Origin of the sequence: Saccharomonospora cyanea NA-134 (genome assembly GCF_000244975.1) — a bacterium.
GTDB lineage: Bacteria > Actinomycetota > Actinomycetes > Mycobacteriales > Pseudonocardiaceae > Saccharomonospora > Saccharomonospora cyanea.
Window position 1 is genome coordinate 3,798,465 of record NZ_CM001440.1, and the last position, 20,811, is coordinate 3,819,275.

Annotated in this window: 16 protein-coding genes; 1 reads left to right on the forward strand and 15 read right to left on the reverse strand. The window is 70.8% G+C overall.

The features are described 5' to 3' along the window. Positions 1 to 16 precede the first annotated feature (16 nt). The 12 genes from SACCYDRAFT_RS17615 to SACCYDRAFT_RS17670 form a co-directional block, all read right to left on the reverse strand. Positions 17 to 751 (reverse strand): YggS family pyridoxal phosphate-dependent enzyme, encoded by a 735-nt coding sequence (locus tag SACCYDRAFT_RS17615; protein WP_005458237.1) that lies wholly within the window; start codon positions 749 to 751, stop codon positions 17 to 19. Then, positions 748 to 1,452, reverse strand: coding sequence for a peptidoglycan editing factor PgeF (gene pgeF, locus SACCYDRAFT_RS17620; RefSeq protein ID WP_005458238.1), 705 nt, complete (start codon positions 1,450 to 1,452; stop codon positions 748 to 750). Before pgeF ends, SACCYDRAFT_RS17615 begins: the two co-directional genes overlap by 4 nt. Before the next feature lie 74 nt (positions 1,453 to 1,526). Next, positions 1,527 to 2,855 (reverse strand): cell division protein FtsZ, encoded by a 1,329-nt coding sequence (gene ftsZ / locus SACCYDRAFT_RS17625; RefSeq protein ID WP_005458239.1) that lies wholly within the window; start codon positions 2,853 to 2,855, stop codon positions 1,527 to 1,529. Positions 2,856 to 3,071: 216 nt separating this feature from the next. Then, positions 3,072 to 3,578: a DinB family protein gene (locus SACCYDRAFT_RS17630; protein ID WP_005458240.1), complete on the reverse strand. Its 507-nt coding sequence runs from the start codon at positions 3,576 to 3,578 to the stop codon at positions 3,072 to 3,074. A gap of 31 nt (positions 3,579 to 3,609) precedes the next feature. After that, on the reverse strand, positions 3,610 to 4,269 hold the full coding sequence (locus tag SACCYDRAFT_RS17635) for a cell division protein FtsQ/DivIB (RefSeq protein WP_005458242.1): 660 nt from the start codon (positions 4,267 to 4,269) through the stop codon (positions 3,610 to 3,612). 181 nt (positions 4,270 to 4,450) lie between these two features. After that, a complete protein-coding gene (gene murC, locus SACCYDRAFT_RS17640) occupies positions 4,451 to 5,875 on the reverse strand; it encodes a UDP-N-acetylmuramate--L-alanine ligase (RefSeq protein WP_005458243.1) in 1,425 nt (474 codons plus the stop codon). 33 nt (positions 5,876 to 5,908) lie between these two features. Continuing rightward, the gene (gene murG, locus SACCYDRAFT_RS17645; protein WP_408640306.1) at positions 5,909 to 7,054 is read right to left on the reverse strand and encodes an undecaprenyldiphospho-muramoylpentapeptide beta-N-acetylglucosaminyltransferase; all 1,146 of its coding nucleotides are present in this window, start codon (positions 7,052 to 7,054) and stop codon (positions 5,909 to 5,911) included. A 156-nt stretch (positions 7,055 to 7,210) separates the two neighbouring features. Beyond that, positions 7,211 to 8,602 (reverse strand): putative lipid II flippase FtsW, encoded by a 1,392-nt coding sequence (gene ftsW, locus SACCYDRAFT_RS17650; RefSeq protein ID WP_005458245.1) that lies wholly within the window; start codon positions 8,600 to 8,602, stop codon positions 7,211 to 7,213. Positions 8,603 to 8,721: 119 nt separating this feature from the next. Then, positions 8,722 to 10,104, reverse strand: a complete 1,383-nt coding sequence (murD, locus tag SACCYDRAFT_RS17655) for a UDP-N-acetylmuramoyl-L-alanine--D-glutamate ligase (protein ID WP_005458246.1) — start codon at positions 10,102 to 10,104, stop codon at positions 8,722 to 8,724. A 202-nt stretch (positions 10,105 to 10,306) separates the two neighbouring features. Further along, entirely contained in the window at positions 10,307 to 11,392 is a 1,086-nt protein-coding gene (gene mraY / locus SACCYDRAFT_RS17660) for a phospho-N-acetylmuramoyl-pentapeptide-transferase (RefSeq protein WP_005458247.1), read from the reverse strand. Between the two features lie 70 nt (positions 11,393 to 11,462). Further along, on the reverse strand, positions 11,463 to 12,926 hold the full coding sequence (locus SACCYDRAFT_RS17665; protein ID WP_005458248.1) for a UDP-N-acetylmuramoyl-tripeptide--D-alanyl-D-alanine ligase: 1,464 nt from the start codon (positions 12,924 to 12,926) through the stop codon (positions 11,463 to 11,465). Next, positions 12,923 to 14,518 carry a UDP-N-acetylmuramoyl-L-alanyl-D-glutamate--2,6-diaminopimelate ligase gene (locus SACCYDRAFT_RS17670; protein ID WP_232283861.1) on the reverse strand — a complete coding sequence of 532 codons (1,596 nt, stop codon included), beginning with the start codon at positions 14,516 to 14,518 and terminating at the stop codon, positions 12,923 to 12,925. Before SACCYDRAFT_RS17670 ends, SACCYDRAFT_RS17665 begins: the two co-directional genes overlap by 4 nt. A gap of 228 nt (positions 14,519 to 14,746) precedes the next feature. Between SACCYDRAFT_RS17670 and SACCYDRAFT_RS17675 the strand changes: the two genes are divergently transcribed. Further along, positions 14,747 to 15,916, forward strand: a complete 1,170-nt coding sequence (locus tag SACCYDRAFT_RS17675) for a hypothetical protein (protein WP_043536611.1) — start codon at positions 14,747 to 14,749, stop codon at positions 15,914 to 15,916. On the opposite strand, the gene SACCYDRAFT_RS17680 is transcribed toward SACCYDRAFT_RS17675, so the two are convergent. Genes SACCYDRAFT_RS17680 through SACCYDRAFT_RS17690 form a run of 3 tightly spaced genes read right to left on the reverse strand, consistent with a single transcriptional unit; the run spans position 15,889 to position 20,745 of the window. Then, complete coding sequence (locus SACCYDRAFT_RS17680) at positions 15,889 to 18,651, reverse strand: bifunctional acetate--CoA ligase family protein/GNAT family N-acetyltransferase (RefSeq protein ID WP_005458253.1); 2,763 nt, start codon at positions 18,649 to 18,651, stop codon at positions 15,889 to 15,891. The genes SACCYDRAFT_RS17675 and SACCYDRAFT_RS17680 overlap by 28 nt on opposite strands. Positions 18,652 to 18,661: 10 nt before the next feature. After that, the gene (locus SACCYDRAFT_RS17685; RefSeq protein ID WP_005458255.1) at positions 18,662 to 19,843 is read right to left on the reverse strand and encodes an acetoin utilization protein AcuC; all 1,182 of its coding nucleotides are present in this window, start codon (positions 19,841 to 19,843) and stop codon (positions 18,662 to 18,664) included. 50 nt (positions 19,844 to 19,893) lie between these two features. Then, positions 19,894 to 20,745, reverse strand: coding sequence for a sulfurtransferase (locus SACCYDRAFT_RS17690; protein ID WP_005458257.1), 852 nt, complete (start codon positions 20,743 to 20,745; stop codon positions 19,894 to 19,896). Positions 20,746 to 20,811 lie beyond the last annotated feature (66 nt).

Here is a 20,811-nt window from a genome sequence, read left to right on the forward strand (position 1 = left end):
GCTCGGGTGGACCTTGCTAGGGCGAGGCTAAACCTCGTCCGCCGAGCAACGCGGTTCCGACACGCACACACGTCGAGCCGTACGCGATCGCCCGCTCCAGATCGCCGCTCATGCCCGCCGAGATCTCCGTGGCCTCCGGGTGATCTTTTCGCAGCATCTCGGCGACGGAGGCTAGCCGTTCGAAGGCCGGTTCGGGGTCCACTCCGAGCGGCGCGACCGCCATCACACCGCGCAAGTGGAGATAATCACTCTTTCGGGCTACCGCCTCGGCCAGTTCCCTAAGATGATCAACAGGGCAGCCGCCGCGCGACGGATCGTCGTCGAGGCTGGCCTGGACGAGCACGTCGAGCGGCTGATCCCGCTCCCCGGCCTCCAGTGCCGCCCGCACCCCTTTGGTGAGCGCGTCGGCCAGTCGGAGGGAGTCCACAGACTGCACCTCCGCGGCCCAACGCGCCACCGAACGCGCCTTGTTGCGCTGCAGCCGACCGACCATGTGCCATCGCACGTCGGCCTCGGGACGCAACTCCGCGACTTCGACGGCCTTGGTCGACGCCTCCTGATCGCGGTTCTCCCCGAGGTGACGCACCCCGAGATCCGTCAGTGCGACGGCGTCGGCCGCCGGGAACGTCTTCGTCACGGCGATCATGCGCACCTCGTCGGGTGACCGGCCCGCCTGCCGGCACGCGGCCGCGATGCGCTCGGTCACCCCCCGCAGCGCCGTCGCGAGTTCCTCGTAACGCTGGTTGTTCACTGCTCCATCCACGTGACGGCCGCGATCCTTCCCGTCGGGGCACTCCTGCGGTGGCTGAACAGGGTCTCGTCCTCCACCGTGCACCGCGGATCCACCCCGATCCTGCCCACTCCGAGATCCGCCAGTTGCCTCCACAGCCCGGCCCGCAGATCGAGAGCCGGGGTGCCCTTCCGACTCCGGCACGCACTGCCCGGCAGGTGGGCCTCGACATCGTCGGCCATCTGTTTCGGCACCTCGTAGCACTCACCGCACACGGCGGGGCCGAGCAACGCCTCGATACGGTCGGGCCGCGCACCCTGGGAGACCATGGCCTCGACAGCGGCCGGCACCACCCCCACGCGTGCCCCGACCCTTCCCGCGTGCACAGCCGCCACCACACCCGCCTCCGGGTCGCCGAGCAGCACCGGCACGCAGTCGGCGACCAGCGCCACGAGCGCCAGGCCAGGGCGCGTGGTGACGAGCGCGTCGGTGGCCTCGGCAGGCTCCGACTCGGTGCCGTCGACGACCGTGACGGTACGGCCGTGCACCTGTTCCATCCAGGCGAGCCGGTCCTCGGTGAGTCCGAGTTCGGTGGCGAGCCTGCGCCGGTTGGCCGCCACGTCCTCCGGGTCGTCGCCCACGTGGTCACCCAGGTTGAACGAGTCGAACGGCGGCTTCGACCGTCCTCCCGCCCTGGTGGTCACCACTCGCCGAATGCGCACCGCGCTCAACCCCCGCTCAACCTCTTCGACACCCGTTTCTCTCGCTGGCGAGCTTAGCGACGCGGCGCGACGGCTCAGCGGCGCATGAAGGGCGGGACGTCGACGTCGTCGTCCGTCGGGTCGTCGTTGACCGGGAACGACCGGCCGGGAAGGCTGCCCTGCGTGCGGTGCACCGAGGAGGATTGCGAGGACGACGGTACCGAGTAGCCGCGCGTGGTCCCGTGCGTCGTCGGCAGCGAACCCGACTGGCTGCCCTGCCCGGCGGGCGGAGGCGTCCGCCTCACGACGGGCGGGGTGGGGTTGCCTGCCTCACCGTGCGGGTTACGGGCAGCCCCGTCACGTTGTTCGCGCGCGCCGGCACCGGACGCGGAGGACACGCCACCGCCCTTCTCGGAGTCAGCACCGCCCGAGCCTCGCGTGCCGAACGTACCGGGATCGAGCTTCTTGTGCGTCGGCGCACCCGCGTCGAAGCCCGCGGCGATGACCGTGACCCGCACCTCGTCGCCGAGCGAGTCGTCGATGATCGTCCCGAAGATGATGTTGGCCTCGGGGTGAGCGGATTCCTGGACCAGCGAGGCGGCCTCGTTGATCTCGAAGAGACCGAGGTCCGAACCGCCGGCGATGGACAGCAGCGCACCGTGGGCGCCGTCCATCGACGCCTCCAGCAGCGGGGAGTTTATGGCCTTCTCGGCCGCCTGCACCGCCCGTCCCTCGCCCCTCGCCGAGCCGATGCCCATGAGCGCGCTGCCCGCGCCCGACATCACGCTCTTGACGTCGGCGAAGTCGAGGTTGATGAGCCCCGGCGTCGTGATGAGGTCGGTGATGCCCTGGACACCGGACAGCAGCACCTCGTCGGCCGAGCGGAAGGCGTCCATGAGGGACACACCGATGTCGCCGAGCTGCAGCAGCCGGTCGTTCGGGATGACGATCAGGGTGTCGCACTCGTTGCGCAGGGCCTGGATGCCGTCCTCCGCCTGCCGCGCCCTGCGCTTGCCCTCGAACGAGAACGGCCGGGTGACGACGCCGATGGTGAGCGCCCCGAGCTTGCGCGCGATCTGCGCGACCACGGGAGCGCCACCGGTACCGGTGCCACCGCCCTCGCCCGCGGTGACGAACACCATGTCGGCGCCCTTGAGAACCTCTTCGATCTCCTCGCGATGGTCCTCGGCGGCCTTCTGTCCGACCTCGGGGGACGCGCCCGCGCCGAGGCCCCGCGTGAGCTCGCGGCCGATGTCCAGCTTGACGTCCGCATCGGACATCAGCAGAGCCTGCGCGTCGGTGTTCACCGCGATGAACTCCACGCCTTTCAGGCCGACCTCGATCATGCGGTTCACGGCGTTCACACCGCCGCCGCCGATTCCGACGACCTTGATCACCGCGAGGTAATTGTGCGGGGGCGTCATCGGGTTGCCTTCCTGATCGTGGTGGTGCTGTCGTGCGTCGACGCTGGATCGTCGACGAGTACGGGCGAATCCGCCGGAACTCTGAACCTGAAGTTGAGGTTTAGAGTTATGTCAACTACCAACGTTGCTGACGGACCGTAGGCACACTGCAGCCAGGAATCCAGCAGCCACGCGGCGTGTCGCGAACGTCTTTCGCCACACCATGTTCCAACGTGGTCACTCCCCGGTCCGACCGTCGATCAACTCACGCAGGACGTCGAGGTGTCCCGCGTGCCGCCCGGTCTCCTCGATCAGGTGAGTCAGGACGAACCGGACGCTCACCGTGGCGCCACGGAACGGCACCTCGTCGTCGAGTTCTCGCTCCTCGACGATCCGCCTGCTGTGTTCGCACTGCCGCTCGTACTCGTCGAGCAACCTCGCCAGCGGCACGTCGAGCGCGGCACGGAACTCGGCGTCGGGGTCCGAGGCCAGCGTGTCCTTCCACTCGTCGGGCTCTCCTCCGAGCACGACCCCGAACCAGTACTGCTCCACGTACCGGAGGTGACCGACCAGACCCGCGACCGTGGTGAGCTCGCTCGGCAGCAGCGCCCTGCGGGCCTGCTCGTCACCCAGTCCCCGGCACTTCCACCGGATCGTCGCCCGAAGGAAGTCGAGAAAGCCGTTCAACGTCTCCCGCTCCGAACCCGCGTACGGCGGTTCCGGCCGCGTGTCGATCTTGTCCACGGCGGTTACCGTGCCACACCGCCCCGCACGGTCAGGACACGGTGGGAAGCTCCGGACTCGACACGTCGTACGCGGTGCCCTCACGCGTCAACAGCACCCCGAGGACCCGCGCCTTGTCCGTGTTCTGGTGCGCGTCACCCCAGCGCACGATGCGATCGCCGGTGAGGTCGAACTCCACGTCACCGGGTGTGGTGGCCCTGGCCGCGACGACCTGACCCGCGAGTTCGGCTGGAAGCGAGGCGAGCGCCCGTGTCACGGCCCTCGTCGCGTCGTCGGCAGGGCCCGGATCGAACAGTTCCAGCCTCGGCAACCCGTCCGGCGGCTCGCTCACCCGCTTGTACGGCACACCGTGGGCGTCGACGAGCCGGATGCCCCCACCGCCCTCGTGATAGGCGACGGCCCTGCGCTCGGTCACGGTGATCGTCAACGTCGACGGCCACGATCGGGTCACGTCCGCTGTCGCGACGTCGGGCAGCCCGCTCACTCTCGCGGCCACCTCGTCGGTGTCGACGCGCAGCAGAGGGTGGTCCACCGGCACGTCGGCCGCCGACCGGATCGCGTCGTCGGCCACCGTACGCGCACCCACCACCTCGATCGTGCCGACCCCGAGGAACGGCGTGAACCACAGCAGGTAACCCAGCGCGGCGACCGTGACGGCGCTCAGCAGGGCGATGCGCCGGCGCTGCACCACCTGATGACGGGACGGCCCGCGCTTCGCCCGCTGCGTCCCCGCCCGTCCACGCCGGGCGGCCGAAGACCGGGTCCCGGCCTTCCTCGCACTGCCACCGTGAGGGGCCGAACGTGAAGCGCTCCCCGCCGTCCGGGAACGACGGGGAGTGCGCTGTCTCTTCGTGGCCACGCCCGTCGCCACCTCAGCGGTCGCGGCGGTCCAGCTCGGCGAGCAGCTCGGGGCCGAGCTGGGTGACGTCTCCCGCTCCCATCGTCACCACGAGGTCACCGGGCTTGACCAGGTCGGCGACCAGGTTGACGGCCCGGTCGAACGCGGGCTCGTAGTGCACACCTGCGCCGCTGACGCGCGAGGCCACGAGCTCGCCGGTGACCCCGGGCTCGGGTTCCTCCCGCGCCCCGTAGACATCCAGCACCACGACCTCGTCGGCCAACCCCAGCGCCTCCGCGAACTCTCCCGCGAACGCCTTGGTCCGGGAGTACAGGTGCGGCTGGAACACCACCACGACCCTGCCACCGCCCGCGGTCTGCCGCACCGCCCTCAGCTGGGCGGCGACCTCGGTGGGGTGATGCGCGTAGTCGTCGTACACCCGCACATCGGCAGCGCGGCCCTTGAACTCGAACCGCCGCCGCACACCACCGAAGGCGGCGAGTCCCTCGACCAGAGCCTCGGGATCGGCGCCGAGCTCGATTCCGGCCAGCAACGCCCCCACGGCGTTGAACGCCATGTGCTCGCCGGGCACCGCGACCCTCACCCGCAACTGTTCGCCGCCGAGCACGATCCGCACGGTGCCGCCGTCCTCGGCGGGGCTGTAACCCAACACCCTGGCGTCGGACTCACCGGCCGCGGAGCGACCGTAGCGCCGCACCCGGACGCCGATGCCCTCCGCGCGGTCGGCCAGTGCGGCGGCCGCCGGGTCGTCCGCACACACGACGAGCACGCCGCCCGGTTCGATCCGCCGCACGAATTCCGAGAACACCGCGTGGTAGGCGTCGGCCGTCCCGTGGTGGTCGAGGTGGTCCGGTTCGATGTTCGTGACGACGGCCACCGACGGCGAGTAGGACAAAAACGATCCGTCGCTCTCGTCGGCCTCGGCCACGAAGATCCCACCCTCACCGTGGTGGGCGTTGGCTCCGGACTCGTTGAGGTCTCCGCCGATGGCGAACGACGGGTCGAGCCTGCAGTGCTGCAACGCCACGGTGAGCATCGACGTGGTGGAGGTCTTGCCGTGCGTGCCCGCGATGCACGCCACCCGGTGGTCCTCCATCAGCGCCGCGAGCGCCTCGGCCCGGTGCAGCACCGGAATGTCGCGTTCGCGTGCCGCTGCGAACTCGGGATTGGTCTTCTTGATCGCGGTGGACACGATCACGGCGGACGGCGTGTCGTCGAAGACGTCGAGGTTCTCCGCCTTCTGCCCCACCTCGATACGCGCGCCCTGAGCGCGCAGGGTGAGAAACGCCCTGGAGTCCTTCGCGTCCGAACCCGACACGTGGGCGCCCCGCGCGAGCAGGATGCGGGCGATCCCGCTCATCCCCGCCCCGCCGATGCCGATCAGATGCGGACGTCGCAGTACCTCGGGCAGTTCGCGCGTCCCGAGTGTCTCAGTCATAGCCCCAGCCTTCCCCCTCGTCGGGTGCGCCGCTCACCGACGCCTCCCCTCAGCCTGCTCCAGCACCATCGCCGCGAGGACCTCGTCGGCCTCCCTGTGCCCCAGCCCGATCGCCGCCGAGCTCATGCGCGACAGCCGCTCCGGGTCGGTCACCAGAGGTACCACGAGTTCGGCCACCTTGTCGCTCGTCAGTTCCTCGTCGGGCACCAGCAGCGCCGCTCCCGCGTCCACCGCGGGCCGGGCGTTGAGCGCCTGCTCCCCGTTCCCGTGCGGCAGCGGAACGAAAACCGCGGGAAGACCGACGGCCGACACCTCGGCCACCGTCATCGCGCCGGAGCGGCAGAGGACGAGGTCCGCCGCCGCGTAGGCGAGGTCCATGCGTTCCAGGTACGGCACCGGCACGTACGGGGGCCTGCCGGGGAACTCCTGCACCGCGAGCGTGTTCTTCGGGCCGTGGGCGTGCAGCACGGACACCCCCGCGTCGGCGAAGTGCTTGGCCGCCTGCGACACCGCGGTGTTGATCGACCGCGCGCCCTGGGAACCACCGAACACCAGCAACGCCGGGGCGTCCGGGTCGAGTCCGAAGTGCCGTCGCGCCTCGGCCCGCAGACCCGCCCGGTCCAGTGCCGTGATGGACCGCCGCAGCGGGATGCCGACCACCTCCGCGCCAGGTAGTGACGTGCCGGGCACCGCGGCGACGACCCTCGCGGCGAACCGGGCACCGACCTTGTTCGCCAGACCGGCGTGCTGGTTGGCCTCGTGCACCACGATCGGCACGCGACCGCGCGCGGCGAGGTAGGCGGGCAGCGACACGTAGCCGCCGAAGCCCACGACGACGTCGGCGCCGATCCGGTCGAGCACCTGTCGCGTACGGCGCACGGAGTCCGCCACCTTCATGGGCAGCTTCAGCAGATCCAGTGTGGGCTTGCGCGGCATGGGGACAGGGGGGATCAGCTCCAGGGGATAGCCCCGCGCGGGCACGAGCTGGTTCTCCAGCCCGCGTTCGGTGCCCAGCGCGACCACTCGCGCGTCCGGCCGCAGCCGCATCACCGCGTCGGCGAGCGCCATCGCGGGCTCGATGTGCCCCGCCGTGCCGCCGCCCGCCACCACGACGGTCGGAGCGGGCTTGGTTCTCTCCGGCGAGTCGCCGGCCTTGGAACTTTCCACCGTGTCGCCCACCTGCGACTGTGCACGCGACGCGTCAGCGTCGCCGGGCCTTGCCTCGGTCACGTCCGTCCTTCTCCAGTGTTTCCCACACGCCGCGCCGCCCGCGGCGCGCTCACGCCACCCCGTAGCGCACGTGGACCGCTGAGCCCAGGGGTGGCCGGACACCGCTCACCGGCGTCCTCTTCTCGGTACCGTCGTCCGCCTCGCCGTCGCACGGGAGGTCGTGCGCCGACCGTACTCCGGCGCCGCGCGCCTGCGCTCCCCTGCCACGGCGCGGCCCGTTCTGCCCGTACGCCGGGCCGGACGGCCCGTCCTGCCCGTCCCCGCTCGGTTGCCACCGCGACGCCGCGCGGGTGGCCGGTACGGCTCCGGCGCGGGCAGTCGCATCAGGCGTCCGAACTTACCGGGCCCCTGGGTGCGCAGCGCCGCCACCGCCTCCGGCTCGTGCCGCGCGCAGTTGGCCAGCAGCCCGAACAACAGCATGGTGACGACCAGCGACGTTCCCCCGTAGGAGATCATGGGCAGCGTCACGCCGGTGACGGGAAGCAGACCCACGACATAACCGATGTTCACGGCCGCCTGTGACACGACCCACGTCGTGAGCGTGCCCGCGACGATCCGGATCCACGGGTCGAGGTTGCGCATGGCGATCCGCAGGCCGACGAACCCGAGCAACCCGAACAGACCGAGTACCACCAGACAGCCGACGAACCCGAGCTCCTCACCGATCAGCGCGAAGATGAAGTCGTGCTGGACGTTCGGGAGGTACATCCACTTGGACTGTCCCTGACCGAGGCCCTTGCCGAACAACCCGCCGTCGGCCAGCGCGTACAGCGCCTGACTCGCCTGCCACCCTCCGCCGAGCGGGTCGGCGTCCGGGTCGAGGAACGCCGTCACGCGTTCGAGCCGGTACGGCGCCGCGACGGCCAGCACCACGGCACCGGCCACGGCACCGGCCAGGATGACCCCGAACAACCGCTTGGGCGCACCCGCGAACCACAACAGGGCCAACAGCACCACGGCGAGCGTGATGGTGCCGCCGAGGTCCGGCTGAGCCATGACCAGGGCGAACATCAGCAGTGCCGCGGGCACCACCGGCACGAGCAGGTGCCGCCACTGGTGCAGCACCTCGTACTTCACCACGAGGATGTGCGCGCCCCACAGTGCCAGCGCCACCTTGGCGAGTTCGACGGGTTGCAGCGACACCGGGCCCAGCACGAACCAGCCTTGGGAGCCGTTGCTGTACGTACCCAGCGGCGTCAGCACGAGCGCCAGCAGCCCGAGACACACCACCATGGCCGTGGACGACAACGCGCGGATGCGCGGCAACGGGACACGCACGCCCAGCCAGAACGCCACCGAGCCGACGACCACGAACATCAGGTGTTTCTGGAACTGTGCGTACACGCTGCTGTCGCTGCCGGGGCTGTACGAGGTGACCGAGGAGGCGGACAGCACCATCACGACGCCGAGCGCACCGAGCGTGCCGCACAACGCGAGAATGAGGTGGAAGTCGGCGAGCGGGCGGGAGAGCCATGCCGTCAACGGGGTGTTCGGCACGACGGGACGTCGCTCGGAACGGGTTCTGGGAGAACGCTCCGGAGGCCGCTGCCGAACCCGTCGGCTCCGTCGTGCCCGGCCCGCCCCACGCGGATCGTCGCGGTCGGAGCCCACCGCCGTCACCGCGATAGCTCGCCGACCGCCGCCGCGAACGCCTCGCCGCGCTCGGCGTAGTCGCGGAACATGTCCAGCGACGCCGCAGCGGGCGCGAGAAGCACCGAGTCACCCGGGCGCGCCAGCGTGCGCGCCGCCTTCACCGCCGCAGTCATGGGTTCATCGTCACCCGAACCGACACGCCTGACGAGGACATCCGGTGCGTGTCGCGCCAGAGCCTCGGCGAAGCTGTCGGCGTCGGCACCGAGCAGCACCACACCTCGCAGCCGCCCGGCCACGGACGCGACCAGCTCGTCCACGGACGCGCCCTTGAGGAGCCCGCCCGCGATCCACACCACGCTGCGATGGGCCAGCAACGACCCGGCGGCGGCGTGTGGGTTGGTGGCCTTCGAGTCGTCGATGTAGCGGACCCCGTCGAGTTCGGCGATCTCCACGGCGCGGTGCTCGCCGGGACGGAAGTTCCGCAGCCCTTCGACCACCGCGTCCGGGCTCACCCCGATCGAACGCACCAGGGAGGCCGCAGCCAGCGCGTTCGCCACGTTGTGGGGACCGCCGGGTCGGACGTCGGCCAGGGTGCCCAGCTCGTCGGCCGTGCGCACCGGGTCGGCCACGAAAGCGCGGTCGACGAGCAGGTCCTCCACCACGCCGAGTTCACCAGGACGTGGGGTGTCCAGGGTGAACCCGACGCGGCGCGCGTCGCGGGAGGCGTGCTCGTCGGCCAACGTCCTCGACCAGCGGTCGTTCAGGTTCGCCACCACAGTGGCCGAACCACGGTGGATGGTGCCCTTGGCCTCGGCGTACTCGGTGAAGCCGCCGTGCCAGTCGAGATGGTCCTCGGCGACGTTGAGGACCACGGAAGCGGTGGGCGCCAGCGTGCTCGACCAGTGCAGCTGGAAGCTCGACAGCTCCACGGCCAACGTCGAGTGGCCTGCGAGCACGGCGTCGAGCACCGCGAAACCGACGTTGCCGCACGCCACGGCATCGATCCCGGCGGCACGCAGCATCGACTCGACCATGCCCACCGTCGTGGTCTTGCCGTTGGTCCCGGTCACCGCGAGCCACGTCGGCGGGTTCGGTCGCTGTCGCGCGATCCGCCACGCGAGTTCCACGTCACCGATCACCTCGATACCCGATGCGGCCGCCGAGGTCAGCAGCGGTGCCGTGGGTCGCCAGCCGGGGCTGGTGACCACGAGCCGCGTGCCCTCCGGCGGCGCATCGAGTCCGGGAACGAGTCGGACGTCGAGGTCGTCGAGACGCGCGAGCCGTTCGGCGTCGGCGTCGGTGACGGTGACCCGCGCTCCCAGCTCGGAGAGCGCGGCGGCCACCGAACGTCCGGTGACCCCGGCGCCCGCGACACAGACGGAGACCTCGGCCAGGTCGTGTTTCATGAGTCCTCTCCGAGCGAGCGGGGTGTGGCGTGGACGAGTCCCCTACCGCGGCGGCACAGTGTGCCGCCGCGGGGGCCCCGCAAGGCGGAGGAGGAGCTGACAGCAGCGCTACCGGCGACGACAACGCCGCGAATCGCCGCGCCAGGCCCCGCGCAGCCGGTACGCGGGGCTTGTGAAACACGGCCGATGTCCATGGCCCGACTCATCCTCCTCCGAGGCCGAGCTGCTCGCTGTAGAACAGCCCGAGCCCGAACATGCAGCACGTCGCCGCCAGCAACCAGAACCGGATGATGACGGTCGTCTCGGCCCAGCCTGCCAGCTCGAAGTGGTGATGGAACGGTGCCATGCGGAACAGCCGCTTGCGGGTGGTGCGGAACACGGCGATCTGCAGCACGACCGAGATCATCTCGACGACGAACAGACCACCGATGACGATCGCCAGCAGTTCGGTGCGCGTGGTCATCGACAGACCGGCCACCAGCCCGCCGAGAGCGAGCGAACCCGTGTCACCCATGAAGATCTTCGCGGGCGCGGCGTTCCACCAGAGGAAGCCCACACAGGCGCCCGTGGCCGCGGCCGCCACCACGGCGAGGTCCAGCGGGTCGCGCACGTTGTAACACGCGGGCTGGAACGCCTCGACACAGCTGAGCCGCGCCTGCCAGAACGAGATCACCACGTAGGTGGCGAGCACCATGGCACCCGCCCCGCCCGCGAGGCCGTCGAGGCCGTCGGTGAAGTTCACCGCGTTCGACCACGCCGACACCAGCAGGTAGCAGAACAGGATGAAGATCGGGATCGGCAAGAAGATCAGCTCGATGTCCCTGGCGTAGGACAGGTTCTGGGACGCCGGGGTGAGCCCGTTGGCGTCGGGGAACTGCAGCACCAGGATCGCGAAGGCGACCGCCACCACGAGCTGGCCGACGAGCTTGGCGGTCTTGTTGAGCCCGAGGTTGCGCTGCTTGCGGATCTTGATGAAGTCGTCGAGGAAGCCGACGATGCCGAGACCCACGGACAGGAACAACACGAGCAGAGCCGACGCGGTGGGACCGTCGTTGCTCGACCCACGCCAGTAGTCCACGAGGTGGGCGACGAAGTAGCCGACCACCATCGCCACGATGATGGCGACACCACCCATGGTGGGCGTGCCGCGCTTGGACTTGTGGCCCTCGGGGCCCTCCTCCCTGATCTCCTGCCCGAAGCCCTGCTTCGAGAAGAACCGGATGAGATACGGCGTGAGCAGGATGGAGACACCCAGTCCCACGGAGGCCGCGATCAAGATGCTGATCACGCTTCGGTCCTCCTGGTCCTCGGGCCCTGCTCGGCCGTGTCAGTGCTGTCTCTCGGTGCGTCGTGTTGCCTCACGCGCGCCCGTCCTCCTCCAACAGCGCGTCGGCCACCTTCCACAGCTGGGCGACCTTCGATGCCTTGACAAGAACAACGTCGTCGGGCCGCAGTTCCGCGCGCAGCAGCGCGATCGCGGCGTCGGTGTCCGGTACCAGGACCGACTCCTCTCCCCAAGAACCTTCGTGGCTCGCCCCGTGGTGCATGGCGGCTGCCTGCTCTCCGACCACGACGAGCCGGTTGATGTTCAACCGGACGGCGAGCCGACCGATCTCGTCGTGCGCGGACACGCTATCGGCCCCCAATTCGCCCATGACACCGAGGACCGCCCAAGATCGTCTCGTCGAGGTCATGGACGCGAGAGCCTTCAGCGCGGCCCGCATCGACTCGGGGTTGGCGTTGTAGGAGTCGTTCAGCACGGTGATGCCGTCGGCGCGGGTGGTGACCTCCATACGGCGGTCGGAACGCCGGGTGGCGGCACTGAGCCGGGCGGCGACGTCAGGCAGCGGTGTGCCGAGTTCCAGGGCCACGGCGGCCGCGGCGAGAGCGTTGCCGACGTGGTGTTCACCGACGAGCCGCAACGTCACGGCCGCTCGCTGTTCCCCGGCGACGAGATCGAACGACGCGTGCGCGTGCTCGTCGAGCCGGACGTTCTCGGCACGGACGTCGGCGTCGGCGGCCTCACCGACGCGCACGACCCGCGCCCGGGTGCGCGAGGCCATCGCGGCCACCAGCGGATCGTCGGCGTTGAGCACGGCGACGCCGTGGGGTGGCAACGCCTCCACGAGCTCGCCCTTGGTCTGCGCGATGCCCTCCCTCGAACCGAACTCGCCGACGTGGGCACTGCCGACGTTGAGCACGACCCCGATCCGAGGCGGGGCGACGGCCGCGAGCTCGGCGATGTGTCCGGGCCCGCGCGCCGAGAGCTCCAGCACGAGGTGTCTGGTCTCCCCGTCGGCCCGCAGCGCGGTCCACGGGTGCCCGAGTTCGTTGTTGAACGACCCCGGCGGCGCCACGGTCGGGCCGAGCGGTTCGAGCAGTTGCGCGATGAGGTCCTTGGTGGACGTCTTGCCGGACGAGCCGGTGACGCCCACGACCGACAGCCCGCTCTCCGAGAGCCGCGTCACCACGTGGCGGGCCAGCCCGGCGAGCGCGGCGAGGACGGCGGCACCGGAGCCGTCGGTGTCCCCGGTCAGCGCCACGGAGCGTTCGTGCGCCTTTCCGGGCGGCAACGGCGGAACGATGACGGCGGGCGCGTCGACCTCGCGCGCCGCGAGCACCCCGGCCGCGCCGGCCGCCACCGCCGACGCGGCGAAGTCGTGGCCGTCGGCTCGCTCACCGGGCAACGCCACGAACAGCCCGCCCTCGGTGAGCCTGCGCGAGTCGAACTCGACGGTTCCGGTGACCCGTTCCGTGCCGTCGGCGCGGTGCAGGCGTCCTCCGACCACGTCGGCGATCTCGGCGAGAGTGAGCTCGATCATTGCGTGGCACCCAGCCTTTCGCGGATGGCGGCTTCCAGTTCGTCACGGTCGGAGAACGGATGGACCACACCGGCGACCTCCTGGCCGCTCTCGTGTCCCTTGCCCGCGACCAGCACGACGTCACCCGGCTCGGCCCGTTCCACCGCCGTGGCGATGGCCGTGCGCCGGTCTCCGATCTCCAGCACCTCGCAACCCTCGGAAGGACCGACGGCGCGGGCACCGGCCAGCATCGCCTCACGGATGGCCGCCGGATCCTCACTGCGCGGATTGTCGTCGGTGACGATCACCAGGTCACTGCCCCGCACTGCGGCCTCGCCCATCATGGGCCGCTTGGCCGTGTCCCGGTCACCCCCGCATCCGAGGACCGTGAGGATGCGGCCCGGCGTACGGGCCCGCAGCGCCTGCAACGCCTGCGTGACGGCGGCCGGTTTGTGGGCGTAGTCGACGACGGCCGTGAACGGTTGGCCGAGGTAGACCCGCTCCATCCGGCCCGGCACCTCCACGGCTCCGAGCCCGGCGACGATGTGGTCGAGGCCGACCCCGACCGTGTCGAGGATCGCGGCGGCGAGCACGGCGTTGGCGACGTTGAACTCGCCGGGCAGCGGCAGCGTGGCCTTCGCGCTGCGCCCGTCCGGCGCGTGCAGGACGAACGACTGCTCTCCCGTGCCGGTGAGTGAGATGTCGGTGGCCCGCCACCTCGCGTCACTGTCCGGTTCCGTGGACACCGTCACCGTCTGCGGGGTGACCAGCGTCTGCCCCCACGCGCTGTCGACCACCACGACCTCGTGGGTCGATCGGCCGTCGAACAGCAGCGACTTGGCCGAGAAGTAGTCCTCCATGTCCTGGTGGAAGTCCAGGTGGTCCTGCGAGAGGTTGGTGAAGGCGCCGACGGTGAAGCGGGTTCCGTTGACCCGTCCCAGCGCGAGCGCGTGGCTGGAGACCTCCATGGCGACGTGCGTCACCCCGCGCTCCACCATCACGGCGAACAGCGCCTGGAGGTCGGGTGCCTCGGGAGTGGTGAACGCACTCGCCAGGCGTTCGGTGCCGATGCGGGTTTCGACCGTGCCGATGAGCCCGGTGTGGTATCCGGCCGCGCGAAGCCCGGACTCCACGAGGTAGCTGGTGGTGGTCTTGCCCGACGTTCCCGTGATGCCGAGCACCGACAACGTCAGCGACGGTTCGCCGTAGATCCACGCCGCCATGGCGCCGAGCATGCCCCGGGGATCGGGGTGGACCAGGACGGGCAGACCGGCCTCAAGCACGGCGGGCCGCGCGGCCCCCTCCTCGTCGGTCAGGATGGCCACAGCGCCTGCGGCGACGGCGTCGGCGGCGAAGTCCGCGCCGTGAACGCGCGCGCCCGGAAGGGCCGCGAACAAGTCACCGGGAAGCACGTGTTGCGCCCGCAACGTCGCGCCGGTGACGACCACGGTCTCGACGATGGCCGGGTCGGCGATGAGTCGCGCGTCCGCCCTCGCCACGAGCGTCGTCAGGGGAACGGGTTCGATCAGGTGCGGGCGGGGCGGCGCCACCACGACCCTGGCTTGGTTGTCCTGGCGTGATCGTCCCCGCGCGAACGCCTCATCGTTGTTCACAGACACGCGGGAAGGTTACCGGCGGGGTTAGCGGGCCGCTGAGCCGCCCGCACGGCCGTGTGCACGCCTTCACGGCAACCTTTCGCCTGTCCCACACGTCATGTCCGGTCACCTCGCCCACCTGTCCCGACCGCGGTGACTGGTCCGATCCGGGGACGTCGTCGGACATCTGTGACAACTTTTCACCGACTACTGGGCAACCCGGTGATCCTCCCCTACCGTGCCCGCATGAACCGTCGTGGAACCGCCGCAAGCCTGTTCGCACTCGCCGCCGCGCTCACGACCGTCAGTGCCGTCAGCGCTCCCGTGGCCTCCGCCGATCCGACCGCCATCCCCGCCGCGCACTTCCGCCTGTCGGAAGGCCCGTACAACCCGACCATCGCCCGCCTCGACGACCTGCTGCCGAACGCGTCGGTGTCCGACGTGCTGGCGAGCGCCAACCGCACCGCCACCGCCTGCTCGCCCGGCGCCGAGCACCAGGTGGCGGCGTTCTGCTGGAACTCGGGGGACGACGGCACCGCCGACTGGTACCCACAGGGCATCAGCTCCACCGCCGACGCCTACGGCAACGGCACCTACGAGGGCGAGACGGCCCTCTTCGTGAGCTGGTACTACCGCCACGACAACCCGAACAAGGGCGTCCGCGTCTCCTTCGTGGACCACTCCACATCGAGCACGCCGGTCTACCGGCACGTGCTGCTGGTCGAGCCGTACACCGACTCGGCGGGCAACCCCGACTTCCGGCCCGTCACCGTGCACGCGGGCGGCATCTTCGCCTACGGCCACTTCCTCTACGTGGCCGACACGTGGGGTGGGTTCCGCGCGTTCGACCTGCGCCACATCTGGCGCGTGTCGACCGGCGACAAGAGTCGCATCGGTCGCCAGTCCGACGGGACCTACCACGCGTTCGACTACCGCTACGTCCTGCCCCAGGCGCACAGGTTCACGGCGTCCACCACCGACGGCACCGCGCGGCTGCGTTTCTCCGCCGCGTCGCTCGACCGCACCAGCACCCCCGACAGCGTCGTCGTACCCGAGTACGACGCCGACGGCACCGGCACCCGCGTCGTGCGCTTCCCCATCGACTACACCGACCGCAAGTTCAGGGAGTCCTCCGACGGCTACACCCACGCCACGGAGGCCTACCGCGTGGACATCGCCAGCATGCAGGGCGCCACGGCGATCGACGAGACGTTCTTCGTCTCGGCCAGCGCGGGATCGGGCACCCGGGGCTCGCTGTACACGTTCACCGGAAGCAGCGGGCCCACCAGGCACTCCGGCGCCCAACCCGTCGGTCCTGAGGACCTGTCGTACTGGGGGCCGCGCGACCAACTCTGGGGACTGACCGAGTACCCGGATCGCCGCTTCGTCTACGCCGTCGACCCGTCGGGCTTCTGAACCGACGACCCGGGCTCGGCAGGCGTCACGATCTGCCGCAACCGTCGCGGTCCGGTGTCAGGCCGCGACGGTGGCGGACCGAGCACGATGCGCGCGTTGGTGACGAACGCGCCCTCGGGAGAGGCGAGCACGGGATCCAGCGACAACGACCGCACCTCCGGGTGGTCCTCGGCCAAAGCCGCCACACGGAGCACCAGGTCCTGAAGAGCGGACAGATCGGCTGGCTCGTCGCCCCGGTAGCCGGTGAGCAGCGGCGCGGTACGCGGCTCACGCACCAGCGTCGCGGCGTCCACGTCCGTCAACGGCACTGCCCGGAACGCCTGATCGCCGAGCAGGGTGCTCACCACACCCGACAACCCGAACGACACCAGAGTGCCGAACGAGGGGTCGTCCTGGAGCCCGATCGCGCAGGACAGGCCCTTGGGCGCCATCCGCTGCACGTACACCTCGTCCCGGCCCGACACCTCGCGCAGGTCACGGTAGGCCACGCGCACCGACTCCGGTGTCGGGAGATCCAGCCGCACCCCCGCGAGATCGGGCCGGTCGCGGAGGCTGTCGTCGTAGGCCTTGAGGGTCACGGGGAAACCGAGTTTCCGCGCGGCGGCCACCGCTTCGTCCACATCGGACACCACTTGGAACGCCACGACGTCGATGCCGTAACAGTCGAGCAGGCGCACCATGTCGTCCACGTCCAGCACGACGTTGCGCTCCTCCGTCAGCTCCCGCACGAGGCTCTGGGCCCGCTCGGCGTGCAGCCCCTCGGGACGCACCACGCTGCCCTGAGGGCGCTGCCGCCACTCGGCGTAGCGCACCACCCTCGCCAGCGCGTTCACCGCCCGTTCCGGACTCGGATACGACGGGATCGAGCCGAACACCACGGTGCCGTCCGCGTCGGTGACCGCCAGCTCGTCCGGCACGCCCTCCGCCGCGAGAAACGTCGAGACAATGGGTTTCTCCGGCGTGGTGGGAGTGGCCAGCACCGTCTCCCGCAACGCCCGCGCGTAGGCGGTCCCCGGAGTCGCGACCGGAGGGACGAACACAGCGACGAGGGCGTCCACCTCCGGCGACGCGAGCGCCTCCCCCACCGCGGCGGCGAAGGACTCCGGCGACGCCTGCGAACCGACGTCCACCGGCTCGATGCCGAGGCTCAACCCCTGCGCCCTCGCCGTGTCGGCGGCGAGCAGAGCGATCGCCGAGGAGTTGCCGACGATCCCGATCCGTGGCCCCGCGGGCAACGGCTGGTTGGCGAACACCAGCGCCGTGTCGAACAACTGCGCCAGCGTGTCCACCCGCACCACACCGGCCTGCTCGAACAGGGTCTGCACACTCGACTCGTCGATGTCGGTGGACGTCGCCGCCAGTTGCGGCCGCACCGCGTGCCTGCCCGACTTCACCGCCACCACCGGTTTGGTCCGTGCCAGCCGCCGCGCCAGCCGCGCGAACTTCCGCGGATTGCCGAACGACTCCAGATACAGCAGGACCACGTCGGTGTGCGGATCGGTCTCCCAGTACTGCAGCAGGTCGTTACCCGAGACGTCGGCGCGGTTGCCCGCCGAGACGAACGTCGACAACCCCAGCCCCCGCGCCTCCGCGTCGGCCAGGATCGCGATCCCCAGCGCACCCGACTGGCAGAAGAACCCCGTCCGGCCGCGCCGGGGCAACCGCGGTGCGAGCGTGGCGTTCAGCCGCACCTTAGGGTCGGTGTTGAGCACCCCGAGCGCGTTCGGCCCCACCACCCGCATCCCGTGCGCCCTGGCCTCGCCCACCAGCCTCAACTCGGCGTGCAGACCGTGCGGGCCGGACTCGGCGAACCCCGCCGAGACGATCACCAGCGTCTGCACGCCCTTGGTCAGCGCGCCGTCGAGGACCGACTCCACCGCCTCGGCGGGAACCGCCACCACCGCGAGATCGACCGGGTCGGGGATCTCCAGCACGGACTTGTACGCCCGCACACCCCGCACCGACACGTGCTCGGGATTCACCGGGTAAACCGGTCCCGCGAAGTCCGCGGCCAGCAGGTTCGACAGCACCGCGTAGCCGATCTTGGTGGAGTCCGTGGAAGCGCCGATCACCGCCACCGAGCGCGGGTGCAGCAGGTTGTGCACACTGCGCGCCTCCGCCGCCTGCTCCCTGGCACGCGCCACCGCGAGCGACTCCTCGGTGGGGTCGATGTCGAACTCCAGGTGCAGCAGTCCCTCCTCGAACGCGCGGCTCACCTGGTAGCCCGCGTCACGGAACACCCGCGTCATCGCCACGTTCTCGGCCAGCACCTCGGCCACGAACCGGCGCAGGCCGCACTCCGACGCCGCCGCGGCGAGATGTTCGAGCAGAATCGACCCCAGCCCCCGCCCCTGGTGGGCGTCGTCCACCACGAATGCCACCTCCGCCGAGGCCGCGTTGACCCTCTCGTAACGGCCGACCGCCACGATGTCGTCGCCCAGCAACGCCACGAACGCCACCCGGTCGTGGTGGTCCACCGTCGTGAACCGCTTGAGGTCGCGCGCCGGAATCCTCGGATACGCCCCGAAATACCGCAGGTAGCGGGTGCGTTCGGACAACCGCGCGTGCAGGGCCACGATGCGGTCGGCGTCCGTGGGCACGATCGGCCTCAGGTGCACGGTGCGACCGTCCGCCAGCACCACGTCGGCCTCCCAGTGCCGGGGATAGTCGAACGGATCGCGTCCGTACTCGCTGCCGTCGCCCGCGCCGTGGGAGGCACCGCCCGTCGAGGCCATCGGCTCCACCTCAGTCTCTCGGGTCGTCGGGGTCCAGCCCGTGCAGTGGGAAGACCGCACGGCGAGTGTCGCGGACCGCGATGTCGACGGCGTCGTCCATACCGTCGCCCCAGCGCGCGAACGCCGGTTCCGCGCCGTCCGGACCGTCGGTCATGCGCGTGGGTACCTCCGCGTTCGGGGCCATCGCCAGCACGTGCTCTGTCCACTCCCCCGGCAGCGGGGTCGTCGGGTCCACGTCGCGATCCAACACCGTCGCCAGCAGATGTGTCCACGACCGCGGCACCACCCGGATCAACTGGTAACCGCCACCGCCCACGGCCAGCCACCGGCCCTCCGCGTAGGTGTCCGCGAGATCACGCAGCGTCCGGTAGATGGCGCGGTGCCCGTCCACGGTCAACGACAGATCCGCCAACGGGTCCTCCTCGTGGGAGTCCACGCCGCACTGCGTCACGAGGATCTGTGGCCGGAACGCCGCGAGCACCGACGGCACCACCGCGTGGAACGCGCGGAACCACCCGGCGTCCTTCGTCGCAGGCGGCAGGGGGAGGTTCACCGCGCTGCCCTCGCCCTCGCCCTGCCCCGTCTCGGCCGAGTACCCGGTACCGGGGAACAGCGTGAACGGATGCTGGTGCAGCGAGACCGTGAGCACACGCGGGTCGCCGTAGAACGCGGCCTGCACACCGTCACCGTGGTGCACGTCCGTGTCGACGTAGGCGATGCGGTCGAAACCGTGGTCGAGCAACCACGAGATCGCCACCGCGCAGTCGTTGTAGACGCAGAAACCCGAAGCGCGGCCATGCATGGCGTGGTGCAGGCCGCCCGCGATGTTCACCGCGCGCAGCGCCCTGCCCTCGGCGATCCGGGACGCGCCCAGCAGCGTGGACCCGACCACGAGCGACGACGCCTCGTGCATGTCGGTGAACACCGGGTTGTCCGGCGTGCCGAGCCCGTGGCCCACGTCCCAGCCGGCCATCGGCGCCTGCCTGACCGCCTCGACGTACTCGGCGGAGTGCGCACGGTACAGCTGCTCGACCTCGGTGGGTTTCGGCGCGAGGAACGGCACGTCGTTCAGCACGCCGAGTGCCGTGGCGAGCCGGATCGTGAGGTCGAGGCGGACCGGGTTGAACGGGTGGTCGTTGCCCAGGTTGTAGGCGAGAAGGGCGGGATCCCAGACGACGGCCGAGCTGGACATGGCATCAGAGCTTAGGGTGTCGATCCCCCCAGCGCCCCGTCGTCGTCCCATCAGCCGGGTTCGGGTCCGGTCGCGGCCGGTCGCGCCGGATCGGCCACCCAGTTCGACCACGATCCCGCGTACAGGGCCGCAGGCCGCTCGGGCCCGGACAGGCCGGCCAACTCGAGCGCCAGCACCACCGAGCACGCGGTGACGCCCGAACCGCAGTACGCGCCCACCGGTGTGCCCACGCGCACGCCGAGCGTGGCGAAGTGCCGGGCCAGTTCCTCCGGCGACCTCCACCGCCCGTCCTCGTCGACGTGCGCGGCGAAAGGAGCGTTGACCGCGCCCGGAACGTGCCCCGGCCGCGGATCGACCGGCTCCGTCTCACCCGTGTAGCGCTGCGGCGCCCGGGCGTCGAGCAACACACCGTGCCGGGCCAGTTTCTCGGCGCCGTCCGCGTCGAGCACGGGCAGCGCTCCAGGCCGGACCACGACGTCGCCCGGCGCGGGTCTGGGCTCCACCCTGCTGACCGGACGCCCCTCCGACCGCCATGCGGCGAACCCCCCGTCGAGCACCGCGACCCGGCCATGCCCCGACCACCGGAGCAGCCACCATGCCCTCGCCGCGACCGAGCCGTCGGCGTCGTCGTAGGCGATCACGGGGCGCGCCTCGCTCACCCCGGCGGCGCGCAGGGTGCGTTGCAGGGTCTCGGGGTCGGGAAGCGGATGCCTGCCCCGCGGTCCCGGCTCACTCGCCAGGTCCGCATCGACGTCGAGGAACACCGCGCCGGGCACGTGTGCCTCTCGGTAGGACTCCCGCCCGGAGGGGCCGCCGAGACGCCAACGCACGTCGAGCACCGTCGGCGGGTGTTCCGAGTCCAGCAGATCCGCGAGTTCGGATGTCGAGATGACGGGTCGCATGCCCCCATCCTGCCTGCTCCGGCACATCAACGGCGCGTGCTCTCAGCGTCAGTACCAGCCACTACC

Excerpts from the sequence above, each read along its gene's own strand:
- murD (WP_005458246.1), bottom strand. The coding sequence starts at position 10,104 with ATGAAACACGACCTGGCCGAGGTCTCCGTCTGTGTCGCGGGCGCCGGG.
- ftsZ (WP_005458239.1), bottom strand. The coding sequence starts at position 2,855 with ATGACGCCCCCGCACAATTACCTCGCGGTGATCAAGGTCGTCGGAATC.
- SACCYDRAFT_RS17680 (WP_005458253.1), bottom strand. The coding sequence starts at position 18,651 with ATGGCCTCGACGGGCGGTGCCTCCCACGGCGCGGGCGACGGCAGCGAG.
- SACCYDRAFT_RS17665 (WP_005458248.1), bottom strand. The coding sequence starts at position 12,926 with ATGATCGAGCTCACTCTCGCCGAGATCGCCGACGTGGTCGGAGGACGC.
- SACCYDRAFT_RS17675 (WP_043536611.1), top strand. The coding sequence starts at position 14,747 with ATGAACCGTCGTGGAACCGCCGCAAGCCTGTTCGCACTCGCCGCCGCG.
- murC (WP_005458243.1), bottom strand. The coding sequence starts at position 5,875 with ATGACTGAGACACTCGGGACGCGCGAACTGCCCGAGGTACTGCGACGT.
- SACCYDRAFT_RS17685 (WP_005458255.1), bottom strand. The coding sequence starts at position 19,843 with ATGTCCAGCTCGGCCGTCGTCTGGGATCCCGCCCTTCTCGCCTACAAC.
- SACCYDRAFT_RS17690 (WP_005458257.1), bottom strand. The coding sequence starts at position 20,745 with ATGCGACCCGTCATCTCGACATCCGAACTCGCGGATCTGCTGGACTCG.